Raw genomic sequence first — 16723 nt, forward strand, 5'->3', positions numbered from 1 at the left:
CCGCCATGACGGATCTTGCCCCCGCGGGCGATACCGCGCGCCAGGAACTGCTCCGCACGGCCGAGGAGGCGCTCGCCCGCCTCGCACCCGACCTGCCGCCGGATGCGGCGCGGCTGCTGCACCTGCTGCATGCGGGGGTGCCGACCGCCGAGCTTGCCGCCATGCCGGCCGAGGCGGTGGCGGCGGCTGCGGCCAGCCTCTTCGCCCTCGCCCAGGACCGGCCGCCGGGCCAGGCGCGCATCCGCCTGCTGCCGCCGGGGCCGGGCCAGGGTCCGCATGCGGTCGCCGAGATCGTCACCGACGACATGCCCTTCCTGGTGGACAGCGCCCTTGGCGCGCTGGCGCGGCAGGGGCGGGTGGTGAAGCAATTGCTGCACCCGGTTGTGCCGGTGCGGCGGGACGCCGCCGGGCGGCTGCTCGCGCTGGACCCGCCGCCGGGGGAGGATGGCGGCGGCGCGGCCGAGAGCATGATGCGCATCACCCTTGGCGCCATGCCGGCCGCCATGCTGCCGGGCCAGGCCCGCGGCGCGGCGGATGACTGGCCGGCGCTGGAGGCGGCGCTGGACCGCGCCATGGCCGATGTCCGCCAGGCGGTGACGGATTTCCCCGATATGGCGGCGGCGCTGCGCAGGGCGGAGCAGGAGGTCGCCGCCGCGCCCCCAGGCGCCGAGCCGGGCGGGGCCGCCTTCCTGCGCTGGCTGGCCGAGGACAATTTCGTCCTGCTCGGCCACCGCCGCCTCGCGCTCTCGCCGGAGGGCGAGATCTCGGTCGTCGCGGCGGAGAATCTCGGCCTGCTGCGCGACCCGGACCTGCCGGTCTTCGACGTGCTGCGCGACCCGGCGCATCTGCCGCCCGCCGTGCGCGCGGCGCTGGGGGAGCCGACGCCGGTCACGGTCGCCAAGGCCAATATGCGCAGCTCGGTGCACCGGCCGCAGCATGCCGATGTGGTGGCGACGCGCCTCTTCGGGCCGGACGGGCGCGTCACGGGCGGGCGGCTCTTCCTCGGCCTCTTCGCCGCCGCGGCCTACAACCGCAACCCGCGCAGCATCCCGATGCTGGCGGAGAAGGTGGGGCGCATCCAGGCCGCCTCCGGCCTCGATCCCGAGGGGCATGACGGACGGGCGCTGCGCAACATCCTCGACACCTGGCCGCGCGACGAGCTGTTCCAGGCGCCGGAGGCGGCGATCCTGGAGGGCGCGCGCCGCGCGCTCGACCTGCAGGTGCGCCCGCGCCCGGCGCTGGTGCTGCGCCCCGACCCCTTCGGGCGCTTCGTCTCCGCCATCGCCTGGCTGCCGCGCGACACCTTCGACACGCGGCTGCGGGAGCGCGTCGGCGCGATGCTGGCGCGGGCCTATGACGGGAGCCTCAGCGCCTTCTACATCGCGATGGGCGATTCGCCCCTGGCCCGCATCCACTACATCATCGGCACCACGCCCGGCCGCGTGCCGGCGGTGGACGGGGCGGTGCTGGAGGCGGCGATCGCCCAGGCCGCCCGCAGCTTCCCCGACCGGCTGGCGGAGGCGCTGGCGGCCGAGCGCGGGGAGGGCGGCGCGGCCCGGGCGCTGGCGCGCTGGCGGGACGCCTTCCCCGCCGCCTACCGGGAGGGGGCGACGGGCGCCCAGGGCGTCGCCGACCTGGCGCTGGCCGAGCGTGCCCTGGCGGAGGGGAAGCCCGCCGCCGCGCTGGTGCATCCGCCGGGGGCGGAGGGGCTGCTGCTGCGCCTGGCCAATCCCGGCCGGCCGCTGCCCCTGGCCGATGTCCTGCCGCTCTTCGAGAGCCTGGACCTGCGGGCCATCGAGGAAGTGCCCTATCGGCTGGTGCCGGCGGATGGCGCGGCGGTGGTGCTGCATGTCTTCACGCTGCTGCCCGCCGCACCAGCGGGGCCGGAGCGATTCCCGGCGCTGCTCGAGGCCCTGGAGGCGCTGATGGACGGGCGCGCCGAGGCGGATGGCTTCAACCGGCTGGTGCTGCGCGCGGGCCTCGGCTGGCGGGAATGCTGGCTGCTGCGCGCGATGTACCGTTACCTGAAGCAGGTGGGCTTCGGCTTCTCGCAGCAGGCGGTGGAGGCGGCCCTGGTGGCGCAGCCGCGGGCGGCGCGGCTGCTGCTCGACCTCTTCCATGCGCGCTTCGACCCCGATGGCGAGGGCGAGGCGGCGCTGCCTGCGGAATGGGTCGCGCTGCTCGACCAGGTGGAGAACCCGGACGAGGACCGCATCCTGACGCGGCTGCGCCGGCTGCTCGATGCCGTGCTGCGGACCAACTACCACCAGGGCAGGACCTGGCTGTCGCTGAAGATCGACAGCGCCGCGGCCGGCGAGATGCCGGCGCCAAGGCCCTGGCGGGAGATCTTCGTCCACTCGCCGCGGATGGAAGGCACCCATCTGCGCGCGGGGCCGGTGGCCCGGGGCGGGATCCGGTGGTCGGACCGCAGGGAGGATTACCGCACGGAAATCCTCGGCCTCATGAAGGCGCAACGGGTCAAGAACGTCGTCATCGTGCCGACCGGCGCCAAGGGCGGCTTCATCGTCAAGCACCCGCCGCCCGCGAGCGACCGCGAGGCCTTCCTGGCCGAGGGCATCGAATGCTACCGCATCCTCGTCCGCGGCATGCTCGACATCACCGACAACCTGGTGGAGGGCCGCGTGGTGCCGCCCGAGCGGATGGCGCGCCGCGACGGCGACGATCCCTATCTGGTCGTCGCCGCCGACAAGGGCACCGCCACCTTCTCCGACATCGCCAATGCGCTCTCGGCCGAATACGGCTTCTGGCTGGGCGATGCCTTCGCCAGTGGCGGCTCGGCCGGCTATGACCACAAGGCCATGGGCATCACCGCCCGCGGCGCCTGGGTGATGGTGGCGCGGCATTTTTCCGAAATGGGCCACGACATCTTCGCGCAGGAATTCACCTGCGCGGGCGTCGGCGACATGAGCGGCGACGTTTTCGGCAACGGGTTGCTGATCAGCCGCAAGACGAAGCTGGTCGCGGCCTTCGACCACCGGCACATCTTCCTCGACCCCGATCCGGACCCGGACACCAGCTATGCCGAGCGGGCGCGGCTCTTCGCCCTGCCGCGCTCCTCCTGGGCGGATTACGACAAGGCGCTCATCTCGCATGGCGGCGGGGTCTTCCCGCGCACGCTGAAGACCATCCCGCTCTCGCCCGAGATCCGTGCGCTGCTCGGCCTCGAGGCGGAGCGCGCCGAGCCCGCGCAGGTGATGCAGGCGATCCTGAAGGCGCGGGTCGATCTGCTCTATTTCGGCGGCATCGGCACCTATGTGAAAGCGGACACGGAAAGCCAGGCCGAGGCCGGCGACCGCGCCAACGACGCCATCCGCGTGAACGGCGCGGAACTGCGGGCGAAGGTGGTGGGGGAGGGCGCCAATCTCGCCGTCACCCAGGCCGGGCGCGTCGAATACGCGCGCGCCGGCGGGAGGATCAACACCGATGCGCTGGACAACGCCGCCGGCGTCTCGACCAGCGACCATGAGGTCAACATCAAGATCCTGCTGGCCGATGCCGAGCGGAGCGGCCGGCTGACGCGGGTGCAGCGCGACGCGCTGCTGCGGGAGATGACGGCGGAGGTCGGCCAGCTGGTGCTGCGCGACAACCACCGCCAGCACCTGGCGGTGACGCTGGAGGAGCGGCTGGGCGCCGAGGCGATGCCGGCCCAGGCGATGCTGATGGCGCGGCTGGAAGCGGCCGGCGTGCTGGATCGCAGCGTCGCCGGTCTGCCGGATGCGGCGACCATGCTCGCGCGCATCGGGGCGGGGGATGCGCTGACGCGCCCGGCGATCTGCGCCCTGCTGCCGCTGGCGAAGCTCTGGCTGACCGATGCGGTGGCGGAGAGCGACCTGCCGGACGACCCGGCCTTCGGGCCGGTGCTGCTGGCCTATTTCCCGAAGCCCCTGCAGCAGCGCTTCCCCGACCTGATCGCGCGGCACCGGCTGCGGCGGGAGCTGGTGGCGACCGCCATTGCCAATGAGGTGGCGAACCGGCTGGGCTGCGCCGGCCTCGCGCGCCTCGCGGCCGAGGCCGGGCCGGTCGCCGCAGCCCGCGCCGCCTGGCTGGCCGGGGAGGGCTTCGGCCTGCCCGAGGCGGCGGATGCGGCGGATGCCGCGCCCGCGCCGGCAGCGGCGAGGCTGGAGGTGCTGCTGGCGCTGCGGCGGCTGCAGGAGGAGGCGGCGCAGGCGCTGCTCGGCACCGCCGAGGGCCCGGTCGGGACGGCGCTGGAGGCGCTGCGGCCTGGCCTTGCGGCCCTGGTGGCAGCCGCGGGGACGGAGACCCCCGGCGCGGCATCCTGGCGTGCCGCCGGCATCCCGGAGCGCGCCGTGGTCCTGGCCGCCGCCGCGCCGCGCCTGGCCGCCGCGCCGATCGTGCTGCGCCTCGCCGCCGAGACCGGCGCGCCGGCCGAGGCCGCGGCGACCGCCTGGGCCGAGATCGGTGCCCGCTTCCGGATCGACGCGCTGCGCCAGGCGGCCGCCGCCGCGCCCGCGCCCGGTGCCTTCGGTCCCCGCGCCAGGACGGCGCTGCTGGAGGATCTCGGCGCCGCCCAGGCCCGGCTGGCGGCGGCGCGGCTGCGCGGGCAGGTGCCGGACGGCGCGGCCCTGGCGCAGCTTGCGCAGGAGGCGGTGACGGCCGGCGACCTCGCGGCGATCGGCGTCGCCGTGCGGGCGTTGCGGACCCTGGCATAGCGGATGCGAAGCGGGGCAGTCTGCCCCGCATGAACCGTCGCGCCTGGGCCTGGGCCCTGTATGACTGGGCGAACAGCGCCTTTCCGACGATCGTCTCCACCTTCGTCATCGCCGCCTATTTCGCCCGCGGCATCGCGCCCGATCCCGCCACGGGCCAGGCGCAATGGGGCTGGATGCAGACCCTGGCCGGGATCGGCATCGCGCTGCTCTCGCCGCTGCTGGGCGCCGTCGCGGATGCGGGCGGGCGCAGGCGGCTCATGCTCGCGCTCTGCACCGCGGTGCTGGTGCTGGCCACGGCCGGGATCTGGTTCGCCCGGCCCGATCCGGCCTTCACCCTCTGGGCGCTCGCCTGCGTCGGCCTGGCGACCCTCGCCTTCGAACTGGCGATGGTCTTCTACAACGCGCTGCTGCCGCAGGTCGCCGGGGAGAGGGAGATGGGCCGCGTCTCCGGCCTCGCCTGGGGGCTCGGCTATGCCGGCGGCCTGCTCTGCCTCGTCATCGCCCTGGTGCTGCTTGTGCGGCCGGATCCCTCGCCCTTCGGCCTCGACCGCGGGCAGGCGGAGCATGTGCGGGCGACGGCGCTGCTGACCGCGGCCTGGATCGCGCTCTTCGCCTGGCCGGTGCTGCTGGCCCTGCCCGATCCCGCCGGCGCGCGCCCGCCATGGGGCGCTGCCATGCGCGACGGCCTCGCCGAGATCACCGCCGTGCTGCGCCGGCTGCCGAGCAACCCCGGCCTCGCGCGCTTCCTGGTGGCGCGGCTGTTCTACACGGATGGCCTCAACACCCTGTTTGCCTTCGGCGCCATCTATGCCGCCGGCGTCTTCGGCATGGGGTTCGAGGAGATTCTGCTCTTCGGCATCGCGCTGAACCTCACCGCCGGGCTCGGCGCCGCCGGCTTCGGCCTGGTGGAGGACCGGCTCGGCTCGAAGCGCACCGTCATGGTGGCGCTCTCGGCGTTGATCCTGCTCGGCTCCGGGCTGCTGGTGGCGGAGGGCAAGTCGTTCTTCTGGGCGCTGGCCCTCGCGCTCGGCATCTTCATCGGCCCGGCCCAGGCGGCCAGCCGGACGCTGATGGCGCGGCTTTCCCCGCCGGCCGAGGTGGCGGCGCATTTCGGCCTCTTCGCCCTCTCGGGCCGCATCACCGGCTTCCTCGGCCCCGCCCTGCTGGCCGCGGTCACGACGGCGACCGGCAGCCAGCGCGCCGGCATGGCCACGGTGGTGGTGTTCCTGGCGCTTGGGGCGGTGATCCTGGCGGGCGTGCGGGAGCCGGCGCGCGGCTGAGCGGCGCGCCATGCCCGGCCGCGCCCTGTCCAGCGCGGCCGGCCGCCCCGGCTACGGCGGATTGCGTTCGTATCTGAACGCCCATCCGCTGCAGCTCTTGTTGTTTTTCGAGCAGCTTCACGCTCCCGGGCGTTCACGCCCGTCCGCGATCTGCTCTAAACCCCGCCGTAGAGATAGACCGGCATGGGCTGGGTCTTGTCCACCACGCCCTTCACGCCTGGCACCTGCTCGGCCAGCACCCGGAGGCCGCGCTTGACCTGCTCGGTCCGCATGAAGCCGTGGAACTCCACGATGCCGTCCTTCACCTCGACCAGCGTGTAGAAGGTGTCGGCCCAGGGCTCCTTGCGCATGGCCGCCAGCACCGCCTGGCGGATGCGTTCATCCGAAAGCTCGCCCTCCACCCGCGGCGGCGAGACCAGCGCCCGCAGCAGATCGGCGCGGGAGACGATGCCGCGCAACCGGCCGTCCTGCAGCACCAGCACGCGGCGGATGCCCCGCTCCTCCATCAGGTGGGCGATATGCGTCGCGGTGTCCGCCTCGCTCACCGCGACCACCTCCTCGGTCATGATCTCCTCGGCCGTGCTGCCATGGGTGCGGGCATAGCGGTCGGCCTGCGCGCCCGGATCGGAGAAGAGCGAACGCAGCCAGCCCTGCGGCTGGTCCTCCTCGCCCGCCAGGCGGCGGATCAGGTCGGCCTCGGTCACGACGCCCAGCACCTTGCCGGCCTTGTCCATCACCGGCACGGCGGAGATGCCGCGCTCCGCCAGCAGCCGCGCCACCGCGATCACCGGGGTCTCCGGCGGCACGGTCACGACATCGGGTGTCATCAGGTCGCGGGCGGTCAGGTGGGACATGGATTCCTCCATCGGAACATGCCGGAAGCCTGCGCTCCTCCCGCCGCGCGGGCCTTGAGGCAGCGCAAGCAGGGCCGGTTCGCCACCAGTCCCGATGCTGCAACCGCCACCATTGCCCGGGGTTTCCAGGCGGGAGCTGCCCCTTTTGCGGATCAATCGCCGCGACTATCTATACCACCAACGAAACCCATCCGGGAGGATGACTCCATGACCGGCCCCACCCGCCGCACCCTGATCGCCACGGGCGCCGCCGCCCTTGCCCTGCCCGGCCTGGCACGGGCGCAAGGCAGCACGCAACTCGCCATCGCCACCGGCACCACGGGCGGCGTCTACTACCCGCTGGGCGGCGCGCTCGCGAACATCCTGTCGCGCAACATCCCGGGCATGAGCGCGACCGTCGAGGTCACCGGCGGCTCCATCGCCAACAACCAGCTGCTCGGCGCCGGCCGGGTCGGGCTGATCTTCAGCCAGGTGGATGCCAGCGTGGACGCCGTCCGCGGGGAGGACCGCTTCCGCGGCCGCCCGGTGAAGGTGCGCGCCATCGCCGTGCTCTACACCAACCGCATGCAGGTGGTGACCACCGCCGCCTCCGGCATCCGGACCATGGCCGACCTGAAGGGCAAGCGCGTCTCGACCGGCGCGCCCGGCTCGGCCACCGAGATCATGGCCTTCCGCCTGATCGAGGGCGCCGGCCTCGACCGCGAGAAGGATTTCCGCGCGCGCGAGCGCCTGTCGCCCGCCGAGAGCACCAACGCCATCAAGGACGGCAAGCTGGACGCGTATTTCTTCGTCTCCGGCGTGCCGACCAGCGCCGTCACCGATCTCGGCGCCTCGCCCGGCGTGCAGCTGCGCCTGATCGACCATGCGGAATACGTCCCGAAGATCACGGAGAAGCACGGGCCGGTCTATTTCCCGGAAGTGATCCCCGCCGGCACCTATCCGGGCCAGACCACCGACAACCAGCAGATGTCGGTCGCCAACATCCTGGCGGTGCTGGACACCATGCCGGACGCCATGGTCCGCCAGATCCTCGAGACCACCTGGGCCAATCGCGCCGACCTGGCGACGGTCCATGCCGAGGGCCGCAACTTCACCCTCGACAAGCAGAAGACCGCCGCCGCCGGCGTGCCCTGGCACCCCGCCGCCGAGGCTTTCTGGAAGGCCCAGGGCGCGACGCTGGCCTGAGGCCACACGGGCGTCTGATCGGGGACGTTGCAGGGGGCGCTGCCCCCTGCACCCCCGCCGGGGACCGAACCGGTCCCCGGCCCCCTGTGTCAGTCCATCGCCATGAGGGGGGACCCCATCGGGCCCCCCCCCCTCATGGCGATAAACTCATGGGATCCAAGGGCCTTTCGGCCCTTGGCGGGAGGGTGCAGGGAGGGCAGCGCCCTCCCTGCGACACCCGGAACATACGCACGAGAGCCACATGACCAGCACCACGACCTTGCCTCCCGAAGTGCCGCCGGGCGCGCTGGATGACGACACCGCCGCGCGGGTCGAGCGGCTGATCGAGGAGGAGGAGGGCGCGCAGAACCGCTTCGGCGGCTGGCTCGGGGTGGTCGGCACCGCGGCGGCGCTGGCGATGGCGCTGTTCCATCTCTGGGCTGCCTGGGACATCGTGCCGACGACGGTGCTGCGCTTCGTCCATGTCGGCTTCGCCATGGTGCTGGGGTTCCTGCTGTTTCCCATGCTGCGGCGGCACCGGCACCGGCTGATGCCCTGGGACGTGCTACTGATCGCGGCGGCGCTCTACGTCACCTGGTACCTGCTGATCGGCGGCGACCAGATCGGCAACGAGCCGCTGCTGGACCGTTATGTCTTCCCCGAGGCGCAAGACCTCATCGTCGGCTGGGTCCTGATCCTGCTGGTGCTGGAGGTGACGCGGCGCGCGACCGGCTTCGTCATGCCGGTGGTGGCCGGGCTGTTCCTGGCCTATGGCTTCTTCGGCAACTACCTGCCGGCGCCCTGGACGCACCAGGGCTATGACTCGGAGAGGCTGATCCCGCACCTGACCATCACGCTGGACGGCATCTTCGGCACGGCGGTGGACGTCTCCGCCTCGCTCATCATCCTCTTCACCATCTACGGCGCCATCCTGCAGATGAGCGGGGCGGGCAAGTTCTTCGTCGATTTCTCCTTCGCCGCGACCGGCGGCAAGGCGACCTCGGCGGGGCGGACGGTGGTGCTCTCCTCCTTCCTGCTCGGCGGGCCGTCCGGCTCGGGCGTGGCGACGACCGTCACGCTCGGCACCGTGGCCTGGCCGATGATGCGCCGGGTGGGCTATCGGGCCGATGATGCGGGCGGGCTGCTCGCGGCCGGCGGGCTCGGCGCCATCATCTCTCCGCCCGTGCTTGGTGCCGCGGCTTTCCTGATCGCCGAGTACCTCAAGATCGGCTACCTTGAGGTGCTGCGCATGGCGGTGGTGCCGACCGTGCTCTACTACGCCTCGCTGCTCTTCATGGTGGAGCTCGACCAGCGCCGCATCGGCGCCTCCGGCGCGGCGCGGGAGACGATCGCCACCGAGGGCGCCTGGGCGCTGACGAAGAAATACGGCTTCCACTTCTCCTCGCTGCTGGCAATCGTCGTCTTCATGCTGCTCGGCTACTCGCCGACCATGTCGGTGCTCTACGCCATGGGCGTCGCGGTGCTGCTCTCCTTCCTCCGGCGGGAGAGTGCGCTCTGGCCGCGGCGGCTGACCGAGGCGCTGGCGGGCGGCGCGGTGCAGGCGGTCGGCATCGCTGCCACCTGCGCCTGCGCCGGCATCATCGTGGGCGTCATCACCCTGACCGGCCTCGGGCTGAAATTCAGCGAAATCGCCATCCAGGCGGCGGGCGGATCGCTGGTGGTCACCGCGCTCTACACCGCGCTGATCGTCTGGATCGTCGGCCTCGCGGTGCCGGTCACCGCCAGCTACATCATCTGCGCGGTGGTGGCGGCGCCGGCGCTGATCAAGCTCGGCGTGCCGGACTACGCCGCGCATATGTTCGTCTTCTACTATGCCGTGCTGTCGGAGGTCTCGCCGCCGACCGCGCTGAGCCCCTTCGCCGCCGCGGCGATCACCGGCGCCGGGCCCTACCGCACCACGCTGCAGGCCTGGAAATACACCCTGCCGGCCTTCGTCCTGCCCTTCGTCTTCGTCATCGACCCGGACGGCGTCGGCCTGCTGCTGGCCTTCAAGCCCGGCATGGGCTGGGGCGACGTGCTCTGGCAGATCCTGCTGGCGGCATGCGGGCTGGCGGCCCTGGCGGCGGCCTGCCAGGGCTTCGCGCGGCGGGCGCTGGCGGGGTGGGAGCGGGCGGGGCTTACCCTCGCCGGGCTGCTGATGATCTTCCCCGCGCTGATCGAGACGGTGCTGGGCGGCGCGCTGCCGGCGCCGCACTGGATCGGCCTCGCGCTCGGCGCGGCGCTGCTGGCGCTGCAATGGCGCGGGCCGCGCCTGGCGCCCGGCTGATCCGGGCCGGCGACGCGGTCAGAAACTGGCGCTGATGCCGAGGGTGACGCGCTGCGTCGCCTCCCCGGGGCAGGAGCCCGCGAGGCGCAGCGGCGGGCCGCCGGCCCAGCGCACCGCCAGCCCAAGCTCGCAGGATGGCGGACGATCCAGGCCATGATCGGCCGCAATCGTCCGGATGGTGGTGACCTGGAATTCCGTGCGGACCGGCGCGCCCACGACCTGGCCCTGCATGGCGACCGTGGCCCTGGCCCGCAGCGTCGGCGCCGCGCCGCTGGGCAGGCCGCCGAGGCCGGCGGCCGCGATCCGGTCATGCAGGCCGATCGTGGCGGCGATGCGGGTCTGGCCCGGCAGGGACAGCGCCAGTTCCTGCTCCAGCATGCCGTTGATCGCGTGGGCGGTGGGCAGGCCGTTCGGGTCCCCTGCCGTCTCGACGCGCAGTTGCGGCGCCACGGACCAGGACAGTTGCGGCAGCAGCGTGAGTTCCCGGCGGGCGCCGAGGGCGATGGCGCCGCGCCCGAAGCCGCCCTCGCTGAGCGGCGAGGGCTCCGGATGGGCGCGGGAGGCTTCGCCCTGGGCCCAGAACAGACCGCCCGGGGCATCCCAGCGCAGGCGGGAGGGCTGCGCCGGCAGGACCGAGCGGCCGAACTGGCCGGTCAGTTGCTGGGCGGGTGTGGTCGCCTCCTGGCCCGCCGCCGGTGGCACGAGAAGCAGGCAGGTCACCAGGGCGAGCGGGGCTGCAACAGCGGCGCGGACAGGGCAATACGGGATACAATGAGACGAAATCATGGCGCCGGGGGTACCCGCCGCTTCCGCCGTATCTCAAGCGATCAATCCAGAAACGAGGAAGCTCGGGCCGGCGTGTTGCACTGCCGCATCACGTATACGTGTTGACGCCCTGGCCAGAGGTGGCGAATCGGCGGGCGCCATGATTTGGGAATGCGTGACCATTGCTCATCTATTAATGGCAGGGGGTCCTGCCGGCCGGCCTGTCGGGTTTTTCGCCTCCTCGCCTCCCATGCCCGCGGTCGGGCGGCCGAATCGCTCGTATCGTTGCGACGCCGCCGCTAGACTCCCCGCATGCGCGCCGCCTCGGCCCTGCTCCTGCCCGTGCTGCTCCTCGCGGGTTGCGGGGATTCGCTCTGGGGTGGGCTTGCGCCCGCCGCCTCCCGGCCCGCCGCGGCCGAGGCGGAGCCCGCTGGCCCCGCCCTCCGCCTGACCCTGCGTGGCCGCGCCCGCTATGCCCTGCCGGTGCAGGCGGTGGGGGAACGCCGGCTGTGGCGCACCGCCGGCCAGGAGGTGGTGGAGACGGATCGCGGCCGCATCCTCGCCACCGCCGGCTTCGGGGAGATGCTGGTGGCCACGCGCTTCGACGGGCCGGACCCGCTGGCCGATCCGGCCGCGTTGCTGGACCGGCCGGCGGCCGCGCGCCGCCTGGTGGACCTGATGCGAGCCGATCGCGCGGCGGAAGGCATGCGCTTCGGCGTCCCGGTCGAATGCCGGCTGGATGCCAGGCAAACCGAGGAGCCGGCGGTGCTGCTGGTGGAGGAGCGCTGCCGCGCCAAGGGGGCCGGCCGCTTCACCAACCGCTTCTGGGTGGCGGCCGAGGGCGGCGCGGTGCTGCAGGCGCAGCAATGGATCGGCCCCGGCCTGCCGCTGCTGACCGTGGAGTTCCTGGAGCCAGCGCCCGCAGCGCCGGCCTGGCCGGGCCCGTGAGGCGGGGCGGCTGAACCAGCGGGGGCGCGCCGGCGATGCGCGCCCGACGACCTGCCTCCCCCTTGCCTGGACCGAGCGGATGGCGCCGCCTGCCTGGCCTCACCCGGCGGCCTTGGCCCTGTGGCGGATCGCCTTCGCCGCCGAGCGCCGATCCGCCGCAATTCACTGTCGGCAGGGCGGAGTCACGCCGCCGGGCCGTCACGCCCCTCCGCGATCCGCTCTACCCCCGCCAGCTCAGCCCGGCCCGGCGGACCCGCGCAAGGACGAGCGCGAGCCAGACCAGTTGCACGGCCAGCGCCGGCAGCACGATGAGCGGCTTCGCGGTGGCCGGCATCTGCAGGAACAGCGCGGCCAGCACGGCATGGAAGGCCACGAATCCCCAATGGGTGGCGGCGACGGCCCGCGTGCCCATGCCGGCGCGCTGCGCCATCTGGTACAGATGCGTCCGGTGCGGCGCGCCCACCTTGTCGCCCATCGCGGCCCGGCGCAGCAGCGTGAAGCCGGCATCGAAGAGCAGGCCGAAGAGCAGCAGCGGCACGATCAGGAAGCTGAGCTGGTTCACGTCGAACCGGCTGGCCGCGACCGCCAGCACCGCCAGCATGAAGCCCGCGAACTGGCTGCCAACATCGCCCATGAAGATGCGCGCGGGATGCAGGTTGAAGGGCAGGAAGCCGGCGAAGCCCGCGGTCAGGAACAGCGCCGCGGCGTAGACGAAGCCGCCGCCCTGCAGCGCCGCGATGGCGGTCAGCGCCGCGCAGGCGATGAACAGCGTGCCGCCGACCAGCCCGTCCAGCCCGTCCATGAAGTTCACGGCGTTGGTGCAGGCCAGGATCCAGAAGATGGTCAGCAGCGTGCCGGCGAAGCCGAGATCGACCGGGCCGATATAGGGGAAGGCGAGGCGGGTGAGGGACAGCCCGCTCCCCACCGCGACCAGCGCCGCGGCGAGCTGCGCGCCGAAGCGCAACCGGGCCGGGAGGGGGCGGATATCGTCCACCAGGGCGACGCCGGCGATGGCGATGGCCGCCAGGATGACGCCGATGAACTGCCGCTCCGCGATGCGGGCCGCATCCGCCACCTGGTAGAGCACCAGCATGCCGATGATGAAGACGAGCACCGCGCCGACGCCGCCGCCGCGCGGCGTCGGCCGGACATGCGCGCTGCGGTGGTTCGGATGGTCGAGGATGGGCCAGGCGATCATCGCCCGCACGGCGGCCGCCGAGAGCAGGGCGAGGCCGCAGGCGAAGACGAGATGCTGGAGGAGGGCGGCAAGGGTCATTGCGGGCCGCGGTGTGGCGGAAGGCGGGGCAGGGGGCAAGCCGGCACAGGCGCAGGGCAGGGCCTCGAGCCACGCCCTGTGTCATGCCCGCCTGCCGGACCGCCCGGCATGGCCCGCGGCGGCTTGCCTTCCTGGCTGATCCGAATGCAAGCCGCCGCCGCGGCCCGATCTATCTCAGGAAGCCCATATAGCCGCGCGCCAGCGCATCCGCCCGTCCCTCCCGCGTCACTTCCCAAAGCGGGTTGTCGACGATCAGCCGCTGCCCGCCATCCCGCACCACCGGCCGGATCACCGCCTCCGCCCGCGCCGTCGTCTCCGGCCCCAGCAGTTGCAGCGGCATGCGGAGATAGATCCCCTTGTCGAAGCTGCCCTCGCCGAACTTGCTGAAGGGCACGTCCGTGAGGGTGGCGAAGGCTCCCACCTCGATCCCGCTCCCGAACCGCCGGCCGAGCTCGATCGTTCCGCCCCAGTCGCCGGCCAGGTACCGCCCGGCCCGCAGCACCGTGTAGAGATTCCAGACCGGCAGGTCGGCATGGAGCGAGAGATGGCCGGTCGCGACCGTATAGCCGAGCGCCCCGAATCCCCCCCGGTAGTCCCGCTGCGCCACCCAGGCCAGGTCGAGGCCGAGCGCGAGCGGCCGGTCCATCGGCCGCCACAGCACCTCGCCCGAGACGCCCTGGAACATCGGCTCCAGCAGCCCGCCCGTGACCCGCGCGAACCAGTCCGGCGCCAGGGTCCAGATCCGCTCGGCATAGAGGGTGGGGAGGGAGGTCTTCCCCTCCCGCGCATAGCGGCCGAGATCGCTGCGGACATGCGGCAGCGCGCTGTCCGAGGGGCGGCCTTCCTCGAGATTGCCCGCCAGGGCCTGCGCCAGGCTGCCCGCCACCGCGAAACCCTGCCCGAGGCCGAGCCGCGCCCCCGCCAACGCCGCGGCCTGCCAGCGCACCGCCGCCCCGGGATCGCCGAGCTGGAGCGCCACGCGCGGCTCGACCGCCCAGCTGAGGCCGGGCCTGGCGAGGCCACCGGGGAAAGGCTGCGCCTCGGCCGGCAGCAGGGTGGAGGAGACCAGCACCTCCTCGGCGCTGCCGAAACCGGTGGCGGCGCCCTCCATCGCCTCCCGCAGCAGCACCAGCCGGGCGACCGGGGCGCCGGCGCGGTGCCAGGCGATCTCGATCCGCTCCACCTCCGGCGGCAGGTGCGGCTGGGCGAGCCGCGCCACCCGCCCCGCAGCCTGCGCCAGCGTCGGGAAACGCCCGCCCCCGACCGCGATCCGCGCCAGCCCGCCCGTGATCTCGAGGCCGAGCGGCTGGAAGCCGGCCGCCCGCAGCGCCGGGGCCAGGCGGTCCTCGGCCCCGATCCCGGGCCGGGGCTGCATCGCGGGCGGGGGCGGCCGCGGCACCTCCGGCGGCCGGGACGGGTCCATGCGGAGCGAGAGGCGCAGCAGCGCATCCGTCCCATGCACGAAATGCACCCCGGCATCGAGCCAGGGGCTGGGCTGCCATTGCAGGCCGAGATTCAGCCGCGACCGCGCCTCCCCGCGCAGCCCGCTGGTCCGCGCGGGATAGCCGCCGCGCTCGTCGCGCAGCGCATCGCCCGACCATTCGAGTTTGGCGCGCAGCCCCTCGACCTCCCCGAAGGGAGTCGGCAGGCCAGGCAGGCTCCATTCGACCCCGCCGAACAGCGCCACCTCCTCCCCGCGGAACCAGCTGCCGAAGGCGGGCGTGCCGCCCTCGCCGACCCGGCGTCGGCGCGCGCGGTTCCCGAGCGGGTTGGGCAGGTCCCCGCCCGTCCCGAGCCGTCCCCAGCCCAGCCCTAGCGAGACATCCAGCGGGCCGAAACGCTTGGAGGCCACCAGATACTCGCCGCCATAGATCCCGGTGCCGATCGCATCCTGCAGTCCGATGGCGAGCGCCGGGCGCCACGGCCCTTCCTCCCAGAGCCGGAACTTGAGATCGAAGGCGCGGTCATTCGTGGTGCCCCAGCCGCGGGTGCCGTCCAGCCGGTCCGTCAGGCGGAAGCTGGTCTCCAGGAAGGGCAGCGCCTGGAAGGAGAGGAACCAGAATTGCCGCTGGTGCCGAAGCGCCGCCCCCGCCTCCAGCGTGCCGTCCGGCCGGAAGCGGGCATTGCGCATCTCGATCAGCCCGACGCCACCGTAGTCGCTGCCCGTCGCCGGCACCTCCTGCGCGGCGGCCGGGGTGGCGAGGAGCGTGAGGGCCAGCAGCGCAGGGGGGACGCTGCCCCCCCTGTACCCCCCTGCCAAGGGCCGAAGGGCCCTTGGAACCCTTGGGTGTATCGCTCTCCGGAGGACCCCCGAGTGGATCCTCCGGAGAGCGATGAAAAACGCACACAGCGGCCCGGGGACCGGTTCGGTCCCCGACGGGGGTCCAGGGGGCGGAGCCCCCTGGGATGCCGGCCCTTCACCGCCCACTCGACCGCACGATGACCGCCAGCGCGGCGCTCGACAGCGCGACCTGCGACAGCACCTGGGTCACGTCGCGCAGGAAGCCCCAGGTCTCGTAGGGGGAGGGGTCCTGCGGCACCACCACGGTGCTGCCGGGCGGGATGGGCGGCCCGCCCGATTGCCAGGCGCCAAGCCCGGCCGGCGCCGACTGGCCGTTCGGCAGCACCACGAAGGCGCGGCGGCCATCGGCGAAGCGCTGCTCCCCGCCGGCGCCGCGGACATAGTCGCCGGCCTTCCAGCCGGTGGCGAATTGCAGGCTGCCCGGGTTCAGCACCGCGCCGACCACCGTCACCTCGTTCGGCCGCTTCGGCATCGCCACCAGGTCGCCCGGTTCCATCAGCACATCGAGGTCGGGGCGGCCGGCCAGCACCACCGGATTCGCCTCCACCACCATCCGCCCGGCGGCGCGCGCCTGGCGCAGGGAATTGGCCAGCGCCTGCCCGGCCTGGATGGCGCCCGAGAGGTCGGTGGAGCCGCGCATGCCCGCCACCGCCTGCCCGGCCGCCACCTGCATCAGTCCCTGCTCCAGCTCCCGCGCCGTGCGCTGGAAGCCCTCCTGCTGGCGCAGCCGCACGCTTTCGCGGCTGAAGACTGCGCCATAGGGGTAGGCCTGCGGGGTGAGGCCGCCGGCGCGGGCGATCACCTCCGAGAGCCGTTCGCCCCGGCGGATGTCGTAGACGCCGGGCCGGAGGAATTCGCCGATCAGCGTGACCGGCCCGGTGTCGCGGTCGCCGAAGCCGCGCGGCAGCCGCACCGCATCGCGCGGGGAGAGCCGCACGGCGGCGAAGTTGCGGGAGCGCAGGTCGAGCAGCGTGCGCGACAGCGGCAGGGTCGCGGTCTGCTCCGCCGGCTCCCGCGCCAGCTCGACGGTCGAGAGGTCCGGTCTTATGTAGCAGCCGCACCTCACGGGAGCGTGCGGTGAAAGGCCGCACGCAACGACGCGCGCGGCATATCCTAACTGCGCTCGTTGTATGGGGCTGCGTAGACCTCATCGGCG

At 73.4% G+C, this 16723-nt stretch carries 10 protein-coding genes; 5 read left to right on the forward strand and 5 right to left on the reverse strand.

The features are described 5' to 3' along the window. The first annotated feature begins 5 nt into the window (after positions 1–5). Positions 6–4691, forward strand: a complete 4686-nt coding sequence (locus LHA35_RS06055) for an NAD-glutamate dehydrogenase (protein ID WP_226605806.1) — start codon at positions 6–8, stop codon at positions 4689–4691. 29 nt (positions 4692–4720) lie between these two features. Beyond that, positions 4721–5971 (forward strand): MFS transporter, encoded by a 1251-nt coding sequence (locus LHA35_RS06060; RefSeq protein ID WP_226605808.1) that lies wholly within the window; start codon positions 4721–4723, stop codon positions 5969–5971. Between the two features lie 155 nt (positions 5972–6126). On the opposite strand, the gene LHA35_RS06065 is transcribed toward LHA35_RS06060, so the two are convergent. Beyond that, the gene (locus LHA35_RS06065) at positions 6127–6825 is read right to left on the reverse strand and encodes a CBS domain-containing protein (RefSeq protein WP_226605811.1); all 699 of its coding nucleotides are present in this window, start codon (positions 6823–6825) and stop codon (positions 6127–6129) included. Positions 6826–7032: 207 nt separating this feature from the next. Here LHA35_RS06065 and LHA35_RS06070 point away from each other — a divergent pair, with 207 nt between their 5' ends. Then, positions 7033–8010 (forward strand): TAXI family TRAP transporter solute-binding subunit, encoded by a 978-nt coding sequence (locus tag LHA35_RS06070; protein ID WP_226605814.1) that lies wholly within the window; start codon positions 7033–7035, stop codon positions 8008–8010. A gap of 241 nt (positions 8011–8251) precedes the next feature. Beyond that, entirely contained in the window at positions 8252–10276 is a 2025-nt protein-coding gene (locus tag LHA35_RS06075) for a TRAP transporter permease (protein WP_226605818.1), read from the forward strand. Positions 10277–10294: 18 nt separating this feature from the next. Here the strand turns inward: LHA35_RS06075 and LHA35_RS06080 are convergent, their stop codons facing one another. Beyond that, positions 10295–10996 carry a hypothetical protein gene (locus LHA35_RS06080; RefSeq protein WP_226605821.1) on the reverse strand — a complete coding sequence of 234 codons (702 nt, stop codon included), beginning with the start codon at positions 10994–10996 and terminating at the stop codon, positions 10295–10297. A 357-nt stretch (positions 10997–11353) separates the two neighbouring features. Here LHA35_RS06080 and LHA35_RS06085 point away from each other — a divergent pair, with 357 nt between their 5' ends. Continuing rightward, on the forward strand, positions 11354–11989 hold the full coding sequence (locus LHA35_RS06085) for a YjbF family lipoprotein (protein ID WP_226605824.1): 636 nt from the start codon (positions 11354–11356) through the stop codon (positions 11987–11989). Between the two features lie 220 nt (positions 11990–12209). Here the strand turns inward: LHA35_RS06085 and LHA35_RS06090 are convergent, their stop codons facing one another. From LHA35_RS06090 to LHA35_RS06100, 3 genes are all read right to left on the reverse strand, one after another. Beyond that, positions 12210–13265, reverse strand: coding sequence for a glycosyltransferase family 4 protein (locus tag LHA35_RS06090; RefSeq protein ID WP_226605828.1), 1056 nt, complete (start codon positions 13263–13265; stop codon positions 12210–12212). Positions 13266–13434: 169 nt separating this feature from the next. Beyond that, on the reverse strand, positions 13435–15525 hold the full coding sequence (locus LHA35_RS06095; RefSeq protein WP_226605830.1) for a YjbH domain-containing protein: 2091 nt from the start codon (positions 15523–15525) through the stop codon (positions 13435–13437). Between the two features lie 157 nt (positions 15526–15682). Continuing rightward, a complete protein-coding gene (locus tag LHA35_RS06100; RefSeq protein WP_226605832.1) occupies positions 15683–16633 on the reverse strand; it encodes an SLBB domain-containing protein in 951 nt (316 codons plus the stop codon). Positions 16634–16723: the final 90 nt, after the last annotated feature.

Source organism: Roseicella aerolata (genome assembly GCF_020523605.1).
Lineage (GTDB): Bacteria > Pseudomonadota > Alphaproteobacteria > Acetobacterales > Acetobacteraceae > Paracraurococcus > Paracraurococcus aerolatus.